This is a genomic window from Rhizobium leguminosarum, from assembly GCF_010668065.1.
In the GTDB taxonomy this organism is placed as follows: domain Bacteria; phylum Pseudomonadota; class Alphaproteobacteria; order Rhizobiales; family Rhizobiaceae; genus Rhizobium; species Rhizobium leguminosarum_S.
Genome location: NZ_WUEN01000006.1, coordinates 50,477 through 69,708, shown reverse-complemented (window position 1 = coordinate 69,708; position 19,232 = coordinate 50,477). Strand labels below are relative to the sequence as shown.

Here is a 19,232-nt window from a genome sequence, read left to right as displayed (position 1 = left end):
ATGCTGACGCTTTATGGAGCCGAAATAAGCTCCCGTCTGTTGCTCGGCACAGCCCGATACCCCTCTCCTGCCGTCCTCTCCGAGGCCGTCAGGCAATCGGCGACGGAAATCGTCACCGTCTCACTTCGTCGTGAGATGTCTGGCGGCCGCAGTGGGGGCACCTTCTTCGAAATGGTCCGCGCGCTCGGCGTTCGTATCCTACCCAACACTGCAGGTTGCCACAGCGTCGCAGAAGCGGTGCTGACCGCAAGGATGGCACGCGAGCTGTTCGCCACCGACTGGATCAAGCTCGAGGTCATCGGCAACCATGATACGCTACAGCCGGATGTCTTCGGTCTCGTCGAGGCGGCTCGCATTCTCGTCAGCGAAGGTTTCGAAGTCTTCCCGTACACGACCGACGATCTGGTCGTGGCCGAACGACTGCTGGAGGCCGGCTGCAAGGTGCTGATGCCTTGGTGCGCACCGATCGGCAGTGCCGCCGGGCCGCTCAATCCGACAGCGCTCAGAGCAATGCGGGCCCATTTCCCTGACGTGTCGCTGATCGTTGATGCCGGCATCGGTCGGCCGTCGCACGCAACTGCGGTCATGGAGCTCGGTTTCGATGCGGTTCTGCTCAACACCGCCGTTTCCGGCGCCGGAGATCCCGCGGCGATGGCAGCCGCCTTTGCCGCGGCAATCGCCGCCGGCAAGCAGGCCTTTGACGCTGGCGTGCTGGAGCCACGCGACATGGCCGTCCCCTCCACGCCGGTGATCGGAAAGGCGGTGTTCACATGAAGCTTGATCCGTTCTACCTGATCGTCGACAGCGCAGAGTGGATTGCCCGGCTGGTACCCCTCGGCGTCAAGCTGGTGCAGTTGCGCATCAAGGATCGTCCGGAGACTGAACTATGCGCCGAGATCCGTCGCGCAGTAGCAGTCTGCGCTAAACATCAATGTCAGTTGATCGTCAATGACTACTGGCGGCTTGCGATCGAGGAAGGTTGCGGCTTCGTACACCTCGGCCAGGAGGACCTCGCGACAGCGGACCTCGACGCGATCCGAGCGAGCGGCCTGAAACTCGGCCTCTCAACGCACGACGAACGTGAGTTGGAAACCGCACTGGCAGCAAAGCCTGATTATATCGCACTCGGCCCGGTCTACACGACGATTCTCAAGCAGATGAAATGGGCACCGCAAGGACTGACGCGGCTGAGCGAATGGAAATCGCGCATCGGCGACCTGCCTCTGGTCGCCATCGGCGGGTTGAATGTCGAACGGATCGAAGACGTCCTTGCTCACGGGGCGGATAGCGTCGCGGTCGTGACCGACGTCACGCGGCATGAAAATCCGGAACTGAGAACAAAGCAATGGATCGTCGCGACAGCGCAGGCGAGAATCCGCAATCTTCAATAGGTCCTCAGGAAGCCATTGGCAATGGATTGTAAATCAGCAGATCGCCACGGAAATGGCACCATCAAAAAATCGGAGTTTGAACAATATGGACACCGAAAGCTCATCGGTCTTCAAAGGATATGAACTTCTGACCCATCAACCGCTGGCAGAGCTTACCCCTGGCCCCATTCGCGGTCGTGCCCATCAAACAGTAGAGACAGAGAATCTAGGCAAACGGTCTTCCAAGCCTTGATCATCAATGCGCATGGATCTAATGAGGCGCGTCAGTGATCCTAGGAGATTAGAATGCAAGTTCTGGTACGTGACAACAACGTTGAGCAAGCGCTCCGTTTTTTGAAAAAGAAGTTGCAGCGCGAAGGCGTTTTCCGGGAGGCGCGACTTCGGGAGCGTTTTGAAAAGCCGTCCGAAAAACGTGCTCGTGAGAAGGCCGAGGGTATCAGGCGCGTCCGTAAACTCGCTCGCAAAAAGCTTGAGCGGGAAAGCGGTATCTCGGCTCCCAAGAAGGCGAGAGCTTCTGGTCGCTAGTGGGGATCGAGTGACGGATGTTTCGTCTGTCGAGGGTATGACGGCCGAGGGCGTACGTTATCGACCGTGATCCGGCCTCCACCCAATTCCCGCTCGCTTGGCGGCTCCGCGCCAATACGGCTATCTGCGCACAGCGTTAAGTTTACGGTGCCCGCCGATCGCATTCCACGACCGCCCCTCCCCTCGGCAGATCAGACATGCTGTCCGCCGTTGATGTGGATTTCGGCGCCATTGATGTACGAGGAGGCGTCACTGCATAAAAAGTATATTGTTTCTGCCACTTCGCGGGGCGTTCCAAGCCGAGCCATCGGGACTTCTTGCTCGACCAATGCGTTGGTGCCCGGCGACAGGATTGAGGTTTCGATTTCGCCTGGAGCGATCGCGTTTGCACGCACACCACGCGGGCCGAACTCATGGGCGAGTTCGCGGGTCAAGGAAGCGAGGCCTGCTTTTGACGCCGCATACGCAACGCCCGCAAAAGGATGAACGCGCGAGCCCGCGATCGAGGTCACATTGACAATGAGACCCTTGGCCGCCTCAAGCTCCGGCAGGAGTGCCCGCGCGAGCAGCGCCGTCGAGATCAGATTGACGTTCAGCACTTTCGTCCAGGTTTCAGCATCGGTTCCGCGAACGCCCAGCCTTGATCCGCCCGGGCCTTTGGGCGAAATGCCGGCATTGTTGACCAGTGCGTGAAGCTTCCCATCAGGAAGACGCTCCCTAACCGCTGCGACTAGCGGGCCGACCTGAGAGAGATCTGCAAGATCAGCCTGTATGTGACTCTCCTTTGCTGTCGGCCAGGCGCATTCCTCTGAAAATGGCTGTCGCGACACTGTGAGGATGCGCCAGCCTTTCTCCTGAAATAACTTTACAGTTGCGTGGCCAATCCCGCGGCTTGCGCCTGTCAACAGCATGTATCCGGTTGCCATAAGACCCTCATCCATCTAGATGTATGATGCCTCATAAATGAGAAAGCGTTTGGCGCAAGATGTACGTTTGCCTACGCTCAAATATTATCGCATCGACGTCCACACAGACGTCATTCAGCAGCAGCTACACTCACATGCGCAAGGATGACTCGTCCACCCTGATCGATGTCGTCCATGATTGCCCGCGCCGCCCCCTCCCCCGCTGCCGATATCCAGTCTCATTACTTGCGTACGAGCGCTGGGTGATCAACCGGCACCCAGCGGCCATCTTGGTCGTGTGAGATGCTCGCGTAGCTTTGTTCTGGTGTCCATTCCGGCGTCTCGGCAAACTGGAAAAAAGAGCTCAGATCCGAGTGACCACCCAAGCCGATCGACGGGGTATATTGAGCTGCAAGCATAGTCACACATGCGGCGACGGCGTTGAACGTGTGTTCGAGCCGCGCGTCACTGAATTGTGTTTCTCTATCGTGTTTGACCCGGTTATAAGCGTCGTACCAGGGGAGAGTCTTGGTGGGATCTTGAGAATTCCACCCGGCGAAGGGGCGAATAGGCGTTAGCCACGGATAGGGACGAAAGCCGACCGCATACTGATCGAGGCGCATGACCGTAGCAACCGCACATAGTCGTTCGTGTTGAGTTTCTGGCCCGACCTACCGTTCGCGACCAGGACCCCCCGCCAATGCGCTTCGACCTCGGTCGCTGCAAGGATCAGCAGGTTGCGGATTTCGTGACCGTAAACACCCAGCGTTTCGGTATGGGGATGGACGGTTTGACAGATGCGACCGAGATGATGCGTCAGAGCGCGCGCTTGACCAGCACCTACGGCAATCGTGTCGCGCTCTTCGCCGGCGTCGGGGTTTTTAGGATGGGCGAAGCTGCCATTTAGCGGCCTGGCGATGCGACGATAGTAGTGAGCTGGCGGGAGATCGAGGCGATGAAACGGCCCGGTCTCGGGTCCGCCAGGAGTAAACCAAGGAGTGTCTTCTCGAAATGCCGCCCAAATCGAGGCCCGTTTGCCCCTTTTAATATAGGTCCCCGCGCCCTGCTCGGGATTGGAAACACCCAGCCTCACTGCCTCAGAGTCTTGGATACGCCACACCTGCGTCCCGGACCCATCATTGTCCTGGCGAAGATAGTGCGTCGGCGGCTCCTCTTCTCTCGTTCCGTCGCTCATCCCAGGCCACCCTCGACGTCATCGTTCCAATTCATATCTCTACACCACGCCGAAGCGCTTGCGCATTTCAGCGGTGCGTAACCACGTGTCACCGGGCAAGCGTTCGATGAATGCCGCAAAAACGCTGGTAAATGACTGGAGGGTCGTTTGGTCGGTCAGCGCTTCGGCCTGCTGTGTCGGAAGCAATGGCTGCATGTCGGTCAGAAAGCGCGGCCGGGCAAGCTTCGCGAACATCCGTTGCTCAGCCTGTGCCCGCGTGATCACCTGGCCCGAAAGTGCGACGTAGCGGCCAAAAAAGTCAGCCACTTTCTCCACATTCAGGCCCTCAAACGTCTCCAGGCCATGCGCCAGGTCATAGAGATCGCGACCCTTCTCCCGCTGCAGCAGCGCGCGCAGCTTGGTGGCCAACATTTCCTCCCGGGAGAATGTCGGGACGGACGCATTCCCGGTGAACCATGGATTGGTCACGCCGAACGGCAAGTCGATCGGCGGATCATACGCTTCGATCTCGCTGATGTTGGTTTCGACCTTGAGGCGGATGGGGACGCCGCCGCCGTCCTCGGCCTCAATCCGGAATTTCAACTTGGGTGCGACCGGACTTGACTCGTACTGACCGTGTCCAAGCCACGGCTCGAGGACGACACGCAAGGCGTCCAGGACCGGGCCGATCGGCCCGGCCTCTGTGCGCACGAGATCAATGTCTTCCGAGTAGCGCAGCGGAGCCGGGAAGTGCAGTTTGTTGAGGGCTGTGCCGCCGCGAAACCTCAAGGCTTCGCGCAAGAAGGGGTCGGTGAATATCGCGACCACCGCCCGGCTGATAATCAGATCCTGTTCGATCTGACGTTGATCGGCCCAAGGCGCGACATTGCCCCACGCGACAATATTCTGAGCTGGTATCATTCATCGGCCTCCGGATAGCGGCGGACGATGACCCGCCAACGCGGGTCGCGCTCGAGCACTTCAGTAGAAAAGTCGGGATCGCCGGCTTCTTTGCGGTCCAGCTCCGTCCAGGGCAGGTTGCCGCGGTCTTCCAAGGCGGTACGCATCGACGCCAGGCGTGTGCCGTGACCCAGCCTGTCGAGAAGGTAGCCGAGGCGCTGCACGACCGGCCGTTCGGTGACGCGCGACAGGTTGGTCAGGCTTTCGAAATCAATCTGCGGCGCGATGTCCCTGAGGACAGTGAAGATGTTATCAAGACCGCCGGCGCCACGAGAATACCGCAGAATGTCGAGCGCTGTGAGAGCTGGTGACGACACTTTCATCGAACCTGTCTCGGTTTTCTTGTCGACAACGCCCGCGGCGACGGTCTCCATATCCTTTCGGTAGTAGAAGACGACGCGGTTGCGACCGGCCCTGATCTTGGGGAGCCGTTTGGCCGCCACGACTTGAAACTCCATCACGGCCTGATGCGTGGCACCGTGCAGTTCGGCAGCCTTAAGCAGACCGACATAATAGGAATTCCCCTCATGGCGCATCAGCGCGTCAATGTACCAGGTTGGTGGCGGAGCGCCCAATGACATGAATTGTGGAGGGACCACGATATAGAAGTCGTGGCGCGGGTTAAGGAGTAGTTTTCGACGCTGCAAACGCTCGGCTGAGTCCAGGAACGCGCCACGATTGATGCCCAGCGCTTCGATCGCCTCTCGGCCATCAAAAACCACCCGCCCCTGGGAGAGCAAGTTTGATGTATAGGCGGAAAGCGCGGCCCGTTTATCGTGAATCATGTCCAATTATCCGCTCTATGTACAGACATTGCAACACGTTTTGTTTGCATGGGTAATTCATGTTCGAATATCCGCGCTAATGCGGATTTTCCAACATGATTTCTCTCCATAGCTTGCAAATCCAGCCGTTGCGCGGACCTTCGCTTTGCGCGCCGGAAGGGACTCCTCGCCAAAGCGAAGGGCGACGCTGCGCATGCCGAATCAATTCCCTGACGCGGGCTATTTCCTGAGCCGTCAGACGCTCGTTCCCTCAAAAAGGCCAGGCATGGCCCTATGGCGTGAAAAGCTCTTCGCCGGGCGTTGTCACGTTGTTTGAATGTGGCCACGTGAGGCCGAGCCTGCGCTTTTCAGGCAGGCCGTGCACTCACGGCTTCCCACGCGGCCCATTGCCTGGCGTCGATGGGTTCGAATTTGTGCTGCGGAGCGGTTGGTCTGGGATGGGACGAAGAGGTTTCGGACGGCGGAGAAGATCGACACGAAATGTTGCAATGAGCCAACCGACCGGAAACCCTGTCGCGTTCGCTCCCGTTTTCTCAACGGCAGGTGAGAATTCTCCGCCCGGTTGTTCAAGCCTTTATGCGAGCGGTGTTCCACGTTCGGCATGATCTGGCGTTTGGCCGCCCCGTAGGAGCGCAATTTGTCGGTGATCATACGCTTTGGCGGCATGCCCTGTTTCTTCAGAAGTCGCGTCAGCAGGCGCTTGGCCGCCTTGTCGGTGCACTCACGGTCATGGGTGCGCTGCTACCTCAATTTCCTTACCGCTCAATCAATGTGACAGTACCCTCTCATCAACCCGTCCGACGGCGGGAGAGGATCATGAAGCGCTTCAAGTCAGCGCGACACCTTCAGCGTTTCGTTTCCGTACACGACCCGATCGCCAACCTCTTTAACGTTCCCCGCCACGATATTCCATCCACCCACCATCGAGAATTGCGAGCAACTGCCATCCAAGCATGGCGCCAAATCGCGCCACGCCGAATGAACCAGAGCCTCACTCCCAGATCTTGTCTTCGCAGCGTTAAGTTTACAGTGCCCGCCGAGCCGTTCGGGCAGGTCACGCCAGCGACCGCCGGAACGGGCCACCCACAACAGCGCGTCCAGGAACAGCCGGTTGTTCGTGCGCGGGCCGCGTTTGCCCTTCGTGCCGCCCGGCACACAATCCTTGATCCGTTCCCACTGGTCATCCCGAAGCGCATCACAATCCACGGCCGATATCCAAAAGTCAGCCTTGAATCTGATTTGCGCCTCCGGCGGAATCCCAAACCGTTAAATCGTCACCACGACCTAATTCGGTCGAAGCCTTTTGGTCGCAATCAGCATGACGAGATCTTCGGAGGCATCTGCGAGCGCCAGTGCCAATTCCGCAGCCGACCATCCACGTTTCTGCAAACTGACGAGCATTTCCACCATCGCGACTTCGACTTCTCGTCTGCAGTTCGAAATCGGCTTCAATTCGATATGTTTCTCATCACATGCCGTGGTCATCTTAGCCTCCGCTCTGCCATATGAAAGGCAGCGTCAACAATTTCGACAATGGGTGGATATGGTAGGGGTTGCATGCAAGCCTCAAGCCATTACGCATCGACACAGATTGCCTCGGCTGCGCGCAACCCCTCGCGCGCCATTATTTGCCGATGTCCGGCATCAGGAGCGTCTCGCATGTATCTGCACAATAGGCGGTGGAATTCTTCCCGGCGCCTGAGCGGGTGCACGTAGAATGATTCCTGTTGCAAGCCAACGCTTGCGCAAAGCGCGCAAGAACAATTCTCCGATAGTTCACGACCTATCCTCCTATTTTTGCATGTTTTGTTTTGAATAAATATCGTTTTATGTTGCCGGCGCCCCGAACCTACATTGCACCGGCAGCTGCGTATTTTGGAATTTCCGAACTTCCTTCGGAATTAACCACTACTCATTTAGATATATGAACAGGACGCAATTGTCGTTATCGCCGCATCCTGAAAATTATCGGTCCGTCCATTTCTGCTCACCAGGGAATATGATAAGTAGCTTATGCACGTAATGCTTTAGCCAATTCGGCTTTTGTAAGATGGCTGCGCGGTTCAGCCGCGAAAACGATTGTTTGCTTCAGTTTCAGCAGCCCGGATCGGCTTATGCGCTGGAGGAATTGGATGGTTACGGAGTCTGGAGATGACCCCGCTGCGGGACAGGAATGACCGGCGCACCTGGAGCGGCGGCGCTGGTGCCCTTGCGATTTTCGACGCATAACCCTGCCACCGAAAGAACAGTTCCAGTCCTGGCGATCACATATGGCGCCGCTTGTGGATGTTCATCTGCCGGATGGAAAACAGAGGGCGACGGTTTTCTTGCGGAACAGACCGGATGGCATCTCGGCGATATCCTCATCGTTCAGCAGCGCGCGCAGGCATGCAGCTATATTCGCGATCAGGCCATGCTGCGATCGAGCCCAATCGATCACTGGAACGTCGGCGTAATGCGCAGCGGCAGGGCGTGGACCGAGGCCAAACGGCATGTAACGGCGACCCCAGGCGAGTTATTTTTCAGGTCTCTTGGTTATCCTTACCGCGGGCGGATGACCGATTCAGTCGCTGTGCTCGTCTTCTTGCCGTAGCTGCTTGATTGTGACCCGATGCACTCGGACGTGAAGTGCGTCGGCTTAGACTTCGGCGACAGAATCGTCCCGCCGCCGAACACCCTCCAGCTTATAGAAGCCGCGGCCATCGCCAATTTCGTAGCAGAGGTCGAGGTGCGGTACCGTCACGGTAACCGGGCATCGAGCCGCCAGATCGACCAACGATGCTGCCGAAACGCTCGCGCGCCGCCACATGTCATCGATGCTGTCGAAGGGGTGATCGGCACGGGCGGCCACTATGCGTGCTGCGTCGACCGCCGCTAGATGTTCGAATATCGTTCTTTTATGGTCAGGCACCAACTGCCGTACCGATCGCTATGGTGGTGCGACGATCAAGGAGCGGTCACGGTTCGCAAGCGAGGTCGTCGCTGCCATTCCGGGGGGAGGTTGGCCCGGACTTTCCGATCATCCTGGGTCGGTTGGTGTGTGAAGAAATTCAATGCCACAGACGCAAACTCAAACCGCTCGCGCTCCTCGCCCGCTGACCGTGCCCGGATGGGAGGTAGCTAACGCTATCTCCATCGCGAGAGCCCTCCGCGGGTGCCCTTTAGCATCGCCAATAGGCATGGTTTGCGATGGCTTCGACGATGTCTGAAAACGGCTCCTGTAGTCATTCGGACTTACGCCGATGGTTTTGGCGAAGACCCGGCGCATAGCATTCACGTCCGCGAAGCCGCAAGTGGTAGCGATCCTCAAGAGCGGCTGCGTGGTGTCCTGCAGCAGTCGTCTCGCAGCGTCCGTGCGGGCGGCTGCAACGAATTCCGCTGGCGTGAAGCCGAGCTCCTTACGGAAGACCCGAGCGAAGTTCCGGGTGCTCATGCCGACCTCGTGGGCAAGACTCTCCACGTCGAGGTCGCGGTTCAAATTCGACAAGACGTACTCCTGGGCCTTCTGGATCAGGGTCGTTTCCGACATCTGGCCGACGAGATACGCACTGAACTGCGACTGTCCGCCAGGTCTCTTCATGAACATGACCATGTAGCGCGCAACGATCATTGCGGTGTCCTTGCCATGGTCTTCCTCGACGAGCGACAATGCGAGATCGATACCTGCCGTGACACCGGCAGCCGTTATCAGAGAACCGTCGCGCACGTAGATGGCGTCGGCATCCAGATCGATATCGGGATATTCGTCGCTGAACTTCGCGGCACATTCCCAATGCGTGGTGACCCTTTTTCCGTCGAGAAGACCGGCGGCGGCGAGCAGGAACACTCCAGTGCAGATCGATCCGAACCGTCTGGCCGTCGGTACTCGACGCTGGAGCCAGGCGATGACGGCTGGGTCGATTTCGAAGAAGGCCGGGTCGCCTGCTACGAGTAGGGTGTCGATATCCTCGTCCTCATCGAAGATTGTCCGATCGGCCATGAACCGCAACTGGCCCGTTCCCGCCACGGAAGGGGCGCCAGTCGACATGATTTGGATATCGTAAGCGTCCATGTCGCCCAATCGTCTTGCCGCCTCCCAGAAGACCTCGGCGGGACCAACGATGTCGAGTGACTGCACGCCGGGTGGCGCGAGGATGACGATTCGCATGGACTTTAGTCTCCTGGTTTGTCATTCGCCAAATTGGTCATGCAAGATCGCTGCCAGTCCCCGCGCGTCAGGATGTTTCGGATCTGCCTGCTGTTGAGGTGGAAGTTACATCCCTCATGCACATCTCCATTGTCGATCTTCGCCTTGGCTGCCGCCTCAAACGCGACGCTGTTCTGTTCGTAGAACTCGATGCAGTCGTGCCGCTTTGGGGGTTTGAGCAACATTGCGCGGAATGCTCGGCGATGCACGATGCAATTGCCACCATTTCCGGCGGCAAACTGCAGCGCATCGAGGTCGTCCCTCCAGATCATATCGTTTCGTTGCTCACGTCGTGCGTTCGAAGCGGTTGAAGAGTGTCCCGCTCAACGAGCCCAGGAGCGCCCAGAACAAGAGGCTGGTCATGACCGCCGCGGCAACGAATTGATGCTCGAGAGCTTCCGGTGCCAGCGCGTGCATTCCTTGCGGGGCCGCAGGCGCGCCGATCAGATGAGGCGCGGCGATCAGCGCGATGGCAACCAGGGCCGCCCATGGCTTACGCTTGAATGAAATCAGTCCGATACCTGCAGCAGTTGCAAGGGCGGTTCCGATCCACCAGAGTTGCCGGTCACCAAGCGGAGCGGAGGGTGTCCCTGGCAGCTCCGGCGGCAGACCCAGCATGGGAGCGATCATGACACATGCGAACCCTGCCAATCCCCAAAGCAGGCCTTCGCGCCACGTCACCGGTTTTCCGCGCATCGCGATAAGGCCACAAAGCGCCAGCGCATATCCAATCGCGGTCAGCATGTTGGCGGCCACCGTGAACGCCATTCGTTCAAACCCGTCTGCGGGTTCCCAGGCGCCTTCTTCGTGATCGTGACCAGCGTCATGGACGTGGGCATCCACCATGGGGGACGTGGTGATCGCCTGGGGCTCCACTTCGCCCGCTTTTTCGTAGACCTCCGCCTTGGCGATCAACTGGCTTGTGCCGGCAAACTGAACCGCGCTTACCGACACACCAACGATGACGCCGGTAAGGGCAGCGGTAAAAACGATGGAGCGAAACAAAGACATTTTAGAGGCCCTCAGTGGCAAGGAAACGCATTGGCATGACGGGTGTCATGCGCTGCGTTGTGAACGATCTCGATATGGGAAAACCCTACAAAGCCGACGATGATCGCGCCAAAGCACAAGGCCATAGCCGCCTGAAGAATTCTGGCTGCGGAGTTCGCTATGATGGGCGTCGAGATGGTTGATGTTGCGGATACTGACATTTTTCGTACCTTTCGAGACGGGCGGCGTGCCCTTTGCGACGTATCTGTTGATGTTTTTGATCAGGCCGCGAGCACGGCCCGGATCTCTTCGGGGTCGATGATGCCAGCCTTGACGACTGCCTTCTCAAGCGCCGCCAGGAACTGGTCGTAGTAGTTCCATGTCGAGCGATCGACAGAATGGGCATCCTCCCAGGCCTTGATCGTCGAGATGAGTTCGTCGCGAAAATCATCCCATTCAAAAATGCCGTTCTTGGCGAGCGCCAGGGCCATTCCGAACGAGGACCGCTCCCATTGCGAACCGAAGCAGAGAGACCCGTTGGCGCGAGGCGGATTGTCGGTCTTCCCCATCATCTCGGTGATTGCGAAGTGCTCGAACTGAGTCAGCATCGTCGACGGCCTCACGCGGCCTTGGCGATGGCGACGCCCATCATAGCCTCGGGAGTAACGAGCGCCTCAAGCTCCGCTTCCGTCATTCCTTCTGTGCCAACGGGACGTTCAGGAACGACGAACCAGCGGATCTGCGCACTGGAATCCCACACCTTGATTTCGATGGCCTCGGGGACCGGGAGTCCGAACTCGCCCAGAACAGCGCGTGGTTCGCGGGCGGCGCGGCTGCGAAAGGTGGGATCCTTGTACCAGTAGGGAGGCAGCCCCAGGACCGGCCAGGGATAGCAGGAGCAAAGTGTGCATATGATAAGGTTGTGCACATCCGGCGAGTTCGCGACGGCACGCATATGCTCACCCTCGGCGCCTGCCATGCCCTCGGGCAGATTGAGTTCGGCGATCGCCGCAGGTGTGTCTGTCACGAGCCGATCTTTGAAGGACGGGTCAACCCAGGCTCGGGCGACGATCTTTGCACCGTTGAAAGGTCCCATCTTCGTTTCGAAGAAGTCGAGGACCGTGTCGACGGTCTTGTCCGTTATAATACCCTTTTTGATCAGCAGGGCTTCGAGAGCCTTGACCCGCGCGGCGCTGTAGGCTTCGCGATCCTCGCGATATTGAAAGCGGTCGATCATGTGATGTGTGCTCCTATTGGATGGCGGGTCAAGCAGCCTGTTTGGCAGATGCTGCCGCAGGCGCTTCGACGTAGTGCGAATACAGATCGGCGTAGAGACTGAAGTTTTTCTCAGTGTTGCCGGGCCAGAGGTCTTCCGGTTCGAACCGAATGCAGTAGACGGGCATTGCAGCGCCGATTCCGTCTGTCCCCGTATCGCAAAGGTAGACGTAGGCTCCGTCATAAACCGTCTCGACGGTACCGCTCTTGTTGCGAAGAAAGCCTGGAAGTCTGGTGTGCTCGATGGAGGGAACGTTCTTGATTGAAACCAAGTCGCCGACCGCGAAATCAAAAGACACATTGGTGTCGCGCTTCGGGCTGTCGCCTTCGACGAGATATTGCACCACCCGGTTGTCGATGGCCGCGTCGCCGGCGGCCGGAACCGACCTCGACGGATCGCTATAATATTCTTCCGTCAACGCGTCGAGTTCGTCCGCGGTGATATATTCGTTGTCGATGAAGTAGCCGGAGATGCCGCCGAGCCATTTTTCGTAATAGCGGAATTTGAAATAATCGAACGGGTTCAGGGATTCGGCACCCTTTCGAAGGTCCGCCCATGTCCAAACAGTCGTGAATTTGGACGGCGTCGGGGGAAGTGGCAGTTGCGAGGAAAGCGCCATCATCGCCGTATGGATGCCGAAGATGCGGGTTTCCCAGGTTTCGACGAAAACGCGCGTCTCGGTACTCACAGGGCCTAGACCCTCAAGTCCGCCCAGATAGTGTTGCAGTTTCATGACGTTGTCCTTTCTGCGTTACGGAATTAGGCGGTGACCGGCTTCTTGGCCGCCAGGAGATTGGTGCCCATTTCGGAGAGCAAGCCGAAGACGCCTCCAAGCAGCATGGCGGCCATCGCGACGAGTGTTGGATGATTGATGCCCGAGGTCACAACGGTGGTGTTGGTGGCGGCCGTCGTGCCCACGAAAGAGGCGAAACCAAAGACGATCGCTGGTGTGAAGCTCAGGATCGGAATGGAGGAAGCGAGCACCATTGCCGACGTGCCGAGACCAACCAGGACGGCAGCGAAGATTGGATGGGCTGGTGCAAACTGGATGATCAGGAGCGTGATCGTGGCGATGATGATGCCCGTCCAGTTCGAAACAATGCTTTTGATCAGTCCGCGCTTGCCACCGCCGCAAGCGAAGAAGGAAGCCCAGGCGATGAACGTCACCCAGACGGGAACGGGAAATACGGTCGCGGTAATGTAGGTATCGATCGCGCCCAGGACGCCAAGGCTGATCATTGCGGCAACGAGAGGGGGCATGTTCTGTCTCCTTGATGGACAAGTGGCATTTCCGGAATGAAGGGGTCAGGAAGCGAGTGCATGAGGCATGGCAAGGCAGCTTCTGAAGCCCTCGCGCAAGCCACCTTCGTCGAGATTGCGACCGATAAAGACCATGTCGCTAACGCGAGCCTCGAAGGGCTGCCACATCTTGCCTGGGCGTCCTTCCAGGGTCATATGGACGCCATGGAAGACGTATCGCCGCGCCTCGCCTGCGAAGTTCAATACGCCCTTCATGCGGAAAAGATCGGTACCGATCTCCTGGACAAGTCGGGTGAGCCAACCGTTGAGAGCTACCGGGTCGAGAGCCCCGTAGTCGCGGATGGCGACGCAGCCGATGGTCTGGTCGTGCTCGTGGGCATGTTCGTCCAGGATGTTCGGATCGATCGCCAGAATGTTCTTGAGGTCGAAGGCACCGATCCCCAGGACGTCCGCCAGTTCCACGTCGCAGGAACTTGTGCGGATGATCCGGGCCAGCGGGTTGCGCCTCGTCAGGTCCCGTTCGATTTCGATCAAACGATATTCATCTTCAAGATCGATCTTGTTGAGCAAGAGGACGTCGGCGAAACTGATCTGCTCGACCGCCTCCTCCTGCGAGAGCTGGCGCGATATGTAACGCGCGTCGACAACCGTCACGATCGCATCGAGCTCAAGCCTTGCCGATAGAACCTCGTCGAGAATGAACGACTGTATGACCGGGGCGGGGTCGGCGAGCCCCGACGTCTCGATTATGAAACGGTCGATTGGTCGTCCAGATGCGAGCAGGCTGCGGATGGCGGCGATAAGATCGTCACGGACCGTGCAGCAAATGCAACCATTGTTGAGCTCGACGATTTCATCCTTCGTCTGAACGACGAGCTGTCCATCTATCCCGACCTCCCCATACTCGTTGACGATGACGGCGACACGCTCAGTGCTTCCCAAAGTCAAGATCCGGTTCAGCAGGGTTGTCTTTCCCGCGCCCAGAAACCCCGTCAGGATTGTCGTTTTCAACTTCGACATTGCCGCTTGCTCCGTGTTTGCATAGCTTCGCCGTCCCGCTTAACGCGAGTTCGATCTCAGCCAATTCTCAATTTTGAGGTCCTATTACTTGCGAGCCGCTACGCTTGCTTAAGCCGCATTACAGGTAAAACCCGCCAATTGCGCAATAGGGCCAAGGCATGCATTTCCGGCCAAAATAGCAGCAGAAACCGCCAAAATTTCGCACTTTACCGCGGCTGCTGCTTAAATAAACCGCATGCTTAAAACGTAGGCAGTGTATGATTTTATTGTAGTCAATTTCAATGAGCTCCCGTTTTTATCCAGGAATGGTCCCCAGATTCGCAAAATTCCATTTACCCGCTTTAGCAGACCGTTGGCGCAACAGGCCGGGGTCCTGGTGTGGCGCGTGTGGCCAAGCCTAAACGTGTCGCCCGATCATCGGCCCGTAGATCTCGGGCGCACTTGCGATGCACGGGGGCGATCTCAGCGGTTCAGCTTGTCCTGATGATGATAATCTGTAAGCTACGATTTCTTCGGGCTGTCATGCCCGTCCAGTGATAGAAAAGTCCGGACAAGTGCCCGGACTTTCGATGCGGTTTTCAAGGCAGTGGGGCGGGAGCCATATTCACCGCAGTCCCCTGCGCGGGGCGCCCCTAGGTGTAAACATTATGTGTTCAGATCGCGCCCCCGCGTTTCCGGAAGGAGAAGTGCGCCAATCACTGCCGTCAAACCGGCAAAGGCTACCGTGTACCAGAGACCGCCGAAGATATTTCCTGTCGTGAGCACAACTGCCGTTGCCACGAAAGGCGCAAATCCACCGATCCATCCATTGCCGAGTTGCAGGGCAACCGAAACACCGCTGTACCGTATCCGAACGGGAAAGAGTTCGACCAGAAGCGCCCCGAGCGGTCCGTAGACCATTGTCGCCAGGAAGACCAAGGCAAAAAGCACGAGGACGACCATGGGACCATTCGGCTGGACCGGGGCATTTGCCGCCGGCATCCCCACTCCCGTCAGGGTGGCAACGAGATCGCCCTCATTCAGGGTTTTAGCCTCGCCACCGTTGATCTGGATTCGGAGAGGTTCTGCGTCGACCTTCACGGTGTAAGGAACGGCACGCCCAGTCAGCAGCGCCTTCACCTTCTGGCATTCCGTCGTTGCCTGCGGCCGGAACAATTGTCCGATAAAGGACTGGTCGTGGTTGCAGTCATTGCCCACCAGTACCACGGACGTTTTGGCGCGGAACTCTGTCAGCACAGGATTGCCATAGGTCGCCAGTGCTTGGAAAAGCGGCATGATCAGCAGGGCCGACAAGGCGCATCCCGTCACGACGATCCACTTGCGTCCGATCCTGTCGGAAAGCCAACCGAAGAACAGAAAGAACGGGGTGCCGAGCGTAAGGGCAACGAGCATGTAGAAGTTTGCCTGATCCTGGGTCAGCTTTAGTATGGTCGTCATGAAATACAGGCTGTAGAAATGGCCCGTGTACCAGATGACCGCCTGCCCCGCGACGACGCCGAAGATTGCCACCAGCACAAGGCGCAGGTTCTTGCGGTCACCCAAGGTCTCGGCGATCGGGTTCTTCGAACCTTTCCCCTGCGCCTTCATTTCCTGGAAGACCGGCGACTCGTGCAGCTTCAGGCGGATATAGAGCGACAGGATCAAAAGCAGGATTGAACCAATGAAGGGTATCCGCCATCCCCAACTCGCAAAATCCTCCGCCGACAACGAGGACCGGCAAAGAACGATCACGATCAGCGACAAGAATAAACCAAGCGTTGCGGTGATCTGAATCCAGCTTGTCGTGAGCCCCCGCCGATCGCGGTCGGAATGCTCCGCAACGTAGGTCACCGCGCCCCCAAACTCGCCGCCAACCGCCAAACCCTGCAGCAGGCGCAGCCCGACCAGCAAAGCCGGTGCCGCCCAGCCAATGGAATCGTATGTCGGCAGCAGACCGATGGCCGCCGTGGCAAGACCCATGACCAGCATGGTTACAAGGAAGGTTTTCTTCCGGCCAACAAGGTCACCGAGCCTGCCAAAGACGATTGCACCAAAAGGCCGAAGGACGAAGCCCGCGCCGAAGGTCGCCAGCGCTGCGAGCAAGGCGGCCGTCTCGTTGCCCTTCGGGAAGAACAGCGTACTGAAGAAGGCGGCAAGGGAGCCGTAGATAAAGAAGTCGTACCATTCGAAAACGGTTCCGAGCGCGGCCGCAAAAACGGTCCGTTTCGTGTTGCGGTCCAGATCGTGCGCTTTTGGCTTGATCTGTGAAGTCATCTCTTGAACAGACATGTGAGCCTCCCACTCAAACGGTTTGACGCGAGAGGCCTGTGCCGCTCGACCGAGAAAAACGACTATCGCAGTCCTTGAGAAAGCTCTCGAGGACATGGTTGAAGACCTGCGGCTGCTCGAGCATCGGGAAATGACCCGCGTCCGCTATAACCTCAAGCCGGCTTTCCGGAATACCCTCTGCGAGAACAACGGATTCTCCGGGTGGCGTGATGATGTCCTCAGTGCCGACCACGACCAGCGTGGGGACGCCGATATCGTGAAGATTGGCCCGGCTGTCCGACGCATTGAGTGAGGCGATCGCCTCCCGTGCAACAAAAGCCGGCGTTTGGGCAACCTCTTGTCTGGCAAATTCGACAAGGTCTCTGCCGGCTGTACGGCCGAACGAGCGCTCGATGACATTCTGGCTCGCCTGGACAACGCCGAGGTCATCGATGGCCTTGAGAACATTGTCGACATTGACATCCGCGCCAAGTCCGTGGGGCGTTGCCCCGACAAGCACAAGCGCGAGGACACGCTCGGGGTGGGACAGGGTAAAGGTCTGCGCCACCGTTCCTCCCATTGAGAGGCCGACGAGAATGGCTTCGTCGATTTCGAGTGCACGATAGACCGCCAGGATATCATTTGCGAAGGCCGCGATTGTGTAGCTGCGTCCCTCCGGTCGTGGCGATACACCGTGTCCTGGAAGATCGATGCGGATGACCCTGTAACGGGACGAGAACGCCTCAATTTGCTCCCGCCAGAATTGGGCTGTGGTCGTGAACCCGTGCACGAACACAAGCGGCAAACCGGCGCCCGACACGTGCACAACCGTATCGCCGATTGTCATGGTTTCGATATGCATTATTTCTGCTCCCCTTTAGGTTTTTACACCGTAAGCATCGCAAGGGGCGGGCCAGTTGGCGGTTTTGGAGGGTCGCCATTGCTCAACGAGCTGGAAACATGAGCAAATTTCGAAGGTTCCTCGCCGCTCGACAAACACTTGCCCGTCAGTCTCTCGCATATACCGTCACCTAATAGAGACACATATTGTCTCGCTTTAGAGACGATTAGTCGGTAGAGTGATCGCGACGTAATTTCATCGGGGTTCCAACCAGGTCAGGCTGAGATGACGCTTCCGGAGTGGTTCGCAGGTTCATCGGAAGAAGCCGGGTTTCTCCGTCTCGTGCTCGATCATGTCTCAGACTGCCTCGTCGCCGTCGATACAGCCGGGACAATCGTCCTGATCAATGAGCCCTACTGCAAGCTGCTCGGGGGTGAGGCCGATGACTTCCTCGGGCGCCACATAACCGATGTGGTTGGGCCACAGACCAAGCTTCATTTCGTTGCACGCGGGATCGGCACCCATGTCGGTTATCCGCTCGAGGTTCGTGGCCATAAACTGGTAACGAAGCAAGTTCCCGTGCACCGGGACGGCAAGATCATCGGCGCGGTCGGGCTTGCCCTCTTCTCTGACTATGATGCCTTGAAGAAGACCTACAGCCGCATATCGAAAGCAGAACTCGCCATTCCGCAACGTCCCAGAGCGTGGCAATCGAAGTTCAGGCTGAATGACATCATCGGCATGGGCGAGTTGATGGATTCCTATCGTGACGCCATCAAGGTTGCCGCTGCGTATGATTTGCCTGTGATGATTTGTGGCGAGACCGGCGCGGGCAAGGAACTGGCCGCGCATGCCCTTCATGCACTGTCGGACAGGCGTAGTGGACCCTTTGTGTGGGTCAACTGCGCGTCCATTCCCAGCGAGCTGATTGAAGCCGAGCTCTTTGGATACGAAGGCGGTGCTTTCACGGGCGCTCGCAGCCAGGGCAAACCGGGCAAGTTTGAGCTTGCCACAGGCGGCGTGCTTTTCCTGGACGAGATCGGCGACATGCCGCTCGCCCTTCAGGGCAGTTTGCTGCGCGTTCTGCAGATGAACGAAATCGTACGTGTCGGCGGTACCAATCCGGTCAGTATCGACTTGGGTATCGTCTGCGCGACCAATAAAGCTCTTCTTGACCTGGTGAAGGTGGGCCGCTTTCGTGAGGACCTGTATCACCGGCTGAATGTTTTGCCGATCACCGTCCCTCCCCTGCGGCATAGGGGCGATATCCCACACCTTGCCGAGTGCTTGCTTGCGCGCATCGCAGGTCGGCTGGGTAAGTCCACACCAAACCTGACCGATCACGATCGCAATCTGTTGATCGGATACGCGTGGCCGGGAAACGTGCGCGAGCTCGAAAACGCGCTGACGCGAATGATCATTACCGGGACACTCGCCATTTCTGTCCAGGAGGTTTCCTCAACCCCGGCTGAGCCAGACGCGACGCAGCCACTCAAAGACAGGATACGATCCCAAACGGACGCGGAGATCCGTGCCGCTCTGAAACAAACGCGCGGTAACAGGAGCCGTGCGGCTGAATTGCTCGGTATCAGCCGGGCCCACCTCTATCGCCTTCTCAAGGAGCCGGACGTAAAATAGCTTGCCTTCAAGGAAGTCGCCCCGTTTTCAGCTG

The 19,232-nt window shown here is 58.2% G+C and carries 21 protein-coding genes and 6 pseudogenes; 8 read left to right on the top strand and 19 right to left on the bottom strand.

What is annotated here, in order from left to right:
- From GR198_RS18385 to rpsU, 3 genes are all read left to right on the top strand, one after another.
- Positions 1-774 (top strand): thiazole synthase, encoded by a 774-nt coding sequence (locus GR198_RS18385; protein WP_131714173.1) that lies wholly within the window; start codon positions 1-3, stop codon positions 772-774.
- Positions 771-1,391 (top strand): thiamine phosphate synthase, encoded by a 621-nt coding sequence (locus tag GR198_RS18380; RefSeq protein ID WP_131588216.1) that lies wholly within the window; start codon positions 771-773, stop codon positions 1,389-1,391. The genes GR198_RS18385 and GR198_RS18380 overlap by 4 nt, the downstream gene beginning before the upstream one ends.
- Positions 1,392-1,676: 285 nt before the next feature.
- Positions 1,677-1,916: a 30S ribosomal protein S21 gene (gene rpsU / locus GR198_RS18375; RefSeq protein ID WP_003554884.1), complete on the top strand. Its 240-nt coding sequence runs from the start codon at positions 1,677-1,679 to the stop codon at positions 1,914-1,916.
- 191 nt (positions 1,917-2,107) lie between these two features.
- Here rpsU and GR198_RS18370 read toward each other — a convergent pair whose 3' ends face one another.
- Together GR198_RS18370 and GR198_RS35870 are read right to left on the bottom strand one after the other, a co-directional pair.
- The gene (locus tag GR198_RS18370; RefSeq protein ID WP_018486496.1) at positions 2,108-2,842 is read right to left on the bottom strand and encodes an SDR family NAD(P)-dependent oxidoreductase; all 735 of its coding nucleotides are present in this window, start codon (positions 2,840-2,842) and stop codon (positions 2,108-2,110) included.
- Positions 2,843-3,063: 221 nt separating this feature from the next.
- The gene (locus GR198_RS35870) at positions 3,064-3,444 is read right to left on the bottom strand and encodes a hypothetical protein (protein WP_245510340.1); all 381 of its coding nucleotides are present in this window, start codon (positions 3,442-3,444) and stop codon (positions 3,064-3,066) included.
- A 77-nt stretch (positions 3,445-3,521) separates the two neighbouring features.
- Between GR198_RS35870 and GR198_RS35865 the strand changes: the two genes are divergently transcribed.
- Positions 3,522-3,728, top strand: a complete 207-nt coding sequence (locus tag GR198_RS35865; RefSeq protein WP_245510342.1) for a hypothetical protein — start codon at positions 3,522-3,524, stop codon at positions 3,726-3,728.
- Between the two features lie 327 nt (positions 3,729-4,055).
- Here the strand turns inward: GR198_RS35865 and GR198_RS18360 are convergent, their stop codons facing one another.
- The 3 genes and pseudogenes from GR198_RS18360 to GR198_RS18350 all read right to left on the bottom strand — a co-directional run.
- Positions 4,056-4,916: a nucleotidyl transferase AbiEii/AbiGii toxin family protein gene (locus tag GR198_RS18360; protein ID WP_018486494.1), complete on the bottom strand. Its 861-nt coding sequence runs from the start codon at positions 4,914-4,916 to the stop codon at positions 4,056-4,058.
- Positions 4,913-5,740 (bottom strand): type IV toxin-antitoxin system AbiEi family antitoxin domain-containing protein, encoded by an 828-nt coding sequence (locus GR198_RS18355; RefSeq protein WP_131714175.1) that lies wholly within the window; start codon positions 5,738-5,740, stop codon positions 4,913-4,915. Before GR198_RS18355 ends, GR198_RS18360 begins: the two co-directional genes overlap by 4 nt.
- Positions 5,741-6,087: 347 nt before the next feature.
- A pseudogene (locus GR198_RS18350) lies at positions 6,088-6,451 on the bottom strand (DDE-type integrase/transposase/recombinase); the annotation flags it as partial.
- A gap of 72 nt (positions 6,452-6,523) precedes the next feature.
- Between GR198_RS18350 and GR198_RS36355 the strand changes: the two are divergent.
- A pseudogene (locus GR198_RS36355) lies at positions 6,524-6,638 on the top strand (IS6 family transposase); the annotation flags it as partial.
- 137 nt (positions 6,639-6,775) lie between these two features.
- On the opposite strand, the pseudogene GR198_RS18345 reads toward GR198_RS36355, so the two are convergent.
- Both GR198_RS18345 and GR198_RS18340 read right to left on the bottom strand, forming a co-directional pair.
- Positions 6,776-6,946, bottom strand: a pseudogene (locus tag GR198_RS18345) (transposase); the annotation flags it as partial.
- A gap of 78 nt (positions 6,947-7,024) precedes the next feature.
- On the bottom strand, positions 7,025-7,225 hold the full coding sequence (locus GR198_RS18340; protein ID WP_026237248.1) for a hypothetical protein: 201 nt from the start codon (positions 7,223-7,225) through the stop codon (positions 7,025-7,027).
- A gap of 701 nt (positions 7,226-7,926) precedes the next feature.
- Between GR198_RS18340 and GR198_RS18335 the strand changes: the two are divergent.
- Positions 7,927-8,330: pseudogene (locus GR198_RS18335) on the top strand (AraC family transcriptional regulator); the annotation flags it as partial.
- A gap of 171 nt (positions 8,331-8,501) precedes the next feature.
- Here the strand turns inward: GR198_RS18335 and GR198_RS36350 are convergent.
- Positions 8,502-8,618: pseudogene (locus GR198_RS36350) on the bottom strand (type II secretion system protein GspK); the annotation flags it as partial.
- Between the two features lie 22 nt (positions 8,619-8,640).
- Here GR198_RS36350 and GR198_RS36440 point away from each other — a divergent pair.
- Positions 8,641-8,767: pseudogene (locus GR198_RS36440) on the top strand (oxidoreductase); the annotation flags it as partial.
- A gap of 43 nt (positions 8,768-8,810) precedes the next feature.
- Here the strand turns inward: GR198_RS36440 and GR198_RS18320 are convergent.
- From GR198_RS18320 to GR198_RS18270, 11 genes are all read right to left on the bottom strand, one after another.
- Complete coding sequence (locus GR198_RS18320; protein ID WP_164069357.1) at positions 8,811-9,887, bottom strand: GlxA family transcriptional regulator; 1,077 nt, start codon at positions 9,885-9,887, stop codon at positions 8,811-8,813.
- A gap of 5 nt (positions 9,888-9,892) precedes the next feature.
- On the bottom strand, positions 9,893-10,198 hold the full coding sequence (locus GR198_RS18315) for a hypothetical protein (protein ID WP_063828058.1): 306 nt from the start codon (positions 10,196-10,198) through the stop codon (positions 9,893-9,895).
- A gap of 13 nt (positions 10,199-10,211) precedes the next feature.
- Entirely contained in the window at positions 10,212-10,937 is a 726-nt protein-coding gene (locus GR198_RS18310; protein ID WP_064249224.1) for a CbtA family protein, read from the bottom strand.
- Positions 10,938-10,948: 11 nt separating this feature from the next.
- Positions 10,949-11,137 (bottom strand): CbtB domain-containing protein, encoded by a 189-nt coding sequence (locus GR198_RS18305; RefSeq protein ID WP_018484460.1) that lies wholly within the window; start codon positions 11,135-11,137, stop codon positions 10,949-10,951.
- A gap of 60 nt (positions 11,138-11,197) precedes the next feature.
- Complete coding sequence (locus tag GR198_RS18300) at positions 11,198-11,524, bottom strand: nitrile hydratase accessory protein (RefSeq protein ID WP_164069356.1); 327 nt, start codon at positions 11,522-11,524, stop codon at positions 11,198-11,200.
- Positions 11,525-11,535: 11 nt separating this feature from the next.
- Positions 11,536-12,153, bottom strand: a complete 618-nt coding sequence (gene nthA, locus GR198_RS18295) for a nitrile hydratase subunit alpha (protein ID WP_018484462.1) — start codon at positions 12,151-12,153, stop codon at positions 11,536-11,538.
- A gap of 28 nt (positions 12,154-12,181) precedes the next feature.
- A complete protein-coding gene (gene nthB / locus GR198_RS18290) occupies positions 12,182-12,925 on the bottom strand; it encodes a nitrile hydratase subunit beta (protein WP_131714181.1) in 744 nt (247 codons plus the stop codon).
- A gap of 26 nt (positions 12,926-12,951) precedes the next feature.
- The gene (locus GR198_RS18285; RefSeq protein WP_164069355.1) at positions 12,952-13,452 is read right to left on the bottom strand and encodes a DUF1097 domain-containing protein; all 501 of its coding nucleotides are present in this window, start codon (positions 13,450-13,452) and stop codon (positions 12,952-12,954) included.
- A 45-nt stretch (positions 13,453-13,497) separates the two neighbouring features.
- Positions 13,498-14,472, bottom strand: a complete 975-nt coding sequence (locus GR198_RS18280) for a CobW family GTP-binding protein (RefSeq protein ID WP_018484465.1) — start codon at positions 14,470-14,472, stop codon at positions 13,498-13,500.
- Positions 14,473-15,117: 645 nt separating this feature from the next.
- Complete coding sequence (locus GR198_RS18275) at positions 15,118-16,740, bottom strand: MFS transporter (RefSeq protein WP_131714182.1); 1,623 nt, start codon at positions 16,738-16,740, stop codon at positions 15,118-15,120.
- A gap of 13 nt (positions 16,741-16,753) precedes the next feature.
- Positions 16,754-17,581 (bottom strand): alpha/beta fold hydrolase, encoded by an 828-nt coding sequence (locus GR198_RS18270; RefSeq protein ID WP_018484467.1) that lies wholly within the window; start codon positions 17,579-17,581, stop codon positions 16,754-16,756.
- 264 nt (positions 17,582-17,845) lie between these two features.
- Between GR198_RS18270 and GR198_RS18265 the strand changes: the two genes are divergently transcribed.
- A complete protein-coding gene (locus tag GR198_RS18265; RefSeq protein WP_018484468.1) occupies positions 17,846-19,198 on the top strand; it encodes a sigma-54 interaction domain-containing protein in 1,353 nt (450 codons plus the stop codon).
- The last annotated feature ends 34 nt before the right edge of the window (positions 19,199-19,232 follow it).

Excerpts from the sequence above, each read along its gene's own strand:
- GR198_RS18320 (WP_164069357.1), bottom strand. The coding sequence starts at position 9,887 with ATGCGAATCGTCATCCTCGCGCCACCCGGCGTGCAGTCACTCGACATC.
- GR198_RS18285 (WP_164069355.1), bottom strand. The coding sequence starts at position 13,452 with ATGCCCCCTCTCGTTGCCGCAATGATCAGCCTTGGCGTCCTGGGCGCG.
- rpsU (WP_003554884.1), top strand. The coding sequence starts at position 1,677 with ATGCAAGTTCTGGTACGTGACAACAACGTTGAGCAAGCGCTCCGTTTT.
- GR198_RS18275 (WP_131714182.1), bottom strand. The coding sequence starts at position 16,740 with ATGTCTGTTCAAGAGATGACTTCACAGATCAAGCCAAAAGCGCACGAT.
- GR198_RS18305 (WP_018484460.1), bottom strand. The coding sequence starts at position 11,137 with ATGTCAGTATCCGCAACATCAACCATCTCGACGCCCATCATAGCGAAC.
- GR198_RS18360 (WP_018486494.1), bottom strand. The coding sequence starts at position 4,916 with ATGATACCAGCTCAGAATATTGTCGCGTGGGGCAATGTCGCGCCTTGG.
- GR198_RS18270 (WP_018484467.1), bottom strand. The coding sequence starts at position 17,581 with ATGCATATCGAAACCATGACAATCGGCGATACGGTTGTGCACGTGTCG.
- GR198_RS18340 (WP_026237248.1), bottom strand. The coding sequence starts at position 7,225 with ATGACCACGGCATGTGATGAGAAACATATCGAATTGAAGCCGATTTCG.
- GR198_RS18280 (WP_018484465.1), bottom strand. The coding sequence starts at position 14,472 with ATGTCGAAGTTGAAAACGACAATCCTGACGGGGTTTCTGGGCGCGGGA.
- GR198_RS18385 (WP_131714173.1), top strand. The coding sequence starts at position 1 with ATGCTGACGCTTTATGGAGCCGAAATAAGCTCCCGTCTGTTGCTCGGC.
- GR198_RS35865 (WP_245510342.1), top strand. The coding sequence starts at position 3,522 with ATGCGCTTCGACCTCGGTCGCTGCAAGGATCAGCAGGTTGCGGATTTC.
- nthA (WP_018484462.1), bottom strand. The coding sequence starts at position 12,153 with ATGATCGACCGCTTTCAATATCGCGAGGATCGCGAAGCCTACAGCGCC.
- GR198_RS18265 (WP_018484468.1), top strand. The coding sequence starts at position 17,846 with ATGACGCTTCCGGAGTGGTTCGCAGGTTCATCGGAAGAAGCCGGGTTT.
- GR198_RS18355 (WP_131714175.1), bottom strand. The coding sequence starts at position 5,740 with ATGATTCACGATAAACGGGCCGCGCTTTCCGCCTATACATCAAACTTG.
- nthB (WP_131714181.1), bottom strand. The coding sequence starts at position 12,925 with ATGAAACTGCAACACTATCTGGGCGGACTTGAGGGTCTAGGCCCTGTG.
- GR198_RS18315 (WP_063828058.1), bottom strand. The coding sequence starts at position 10,198 with ATGATCTGGAGGGACGACCTCGATGCGCTGCAGTTTGCCGCCGGAAAT.
- GR198_RS18370 (WP_018486496.1), bottom strand. The coding sequence starts at position 2,842 with ATGGCAACCGGATACATGCTGTTGACAGGCGCAAGCCGCGGGATTGGC.
- GR198_RS18310 (WP_064249224.1), bottom strand. The coding sequence starts at position 10,937 with ATGTCTTTGTTTCGCTCCATCGTTTTTACCGCTGCCCTTACCGGCGTC.
- GR198_RS18380 (WP_131588216.1), top strand. The coding sequence starts at position 771 with ATGAAGCTTGATCCGTTCTACCTGATCGTCGACAGCGCAGAGTGGATT.
- GR198_RS18300 (WP_164069356.1), bottom strand. The coding sequence starts at position 11,524 with ATGCTGACTCAGTTCGAGCACTTCGCAATCACCGAGATGATGGGGAAG.
- GR198_RS35870 (WP_245510340.1), bottom strand. The coding sequence starts at position 3,444 with ATGCGCCTCGATCAGTATGCGGTCGGCTTTCGTCCCTATCCGTGGCTA.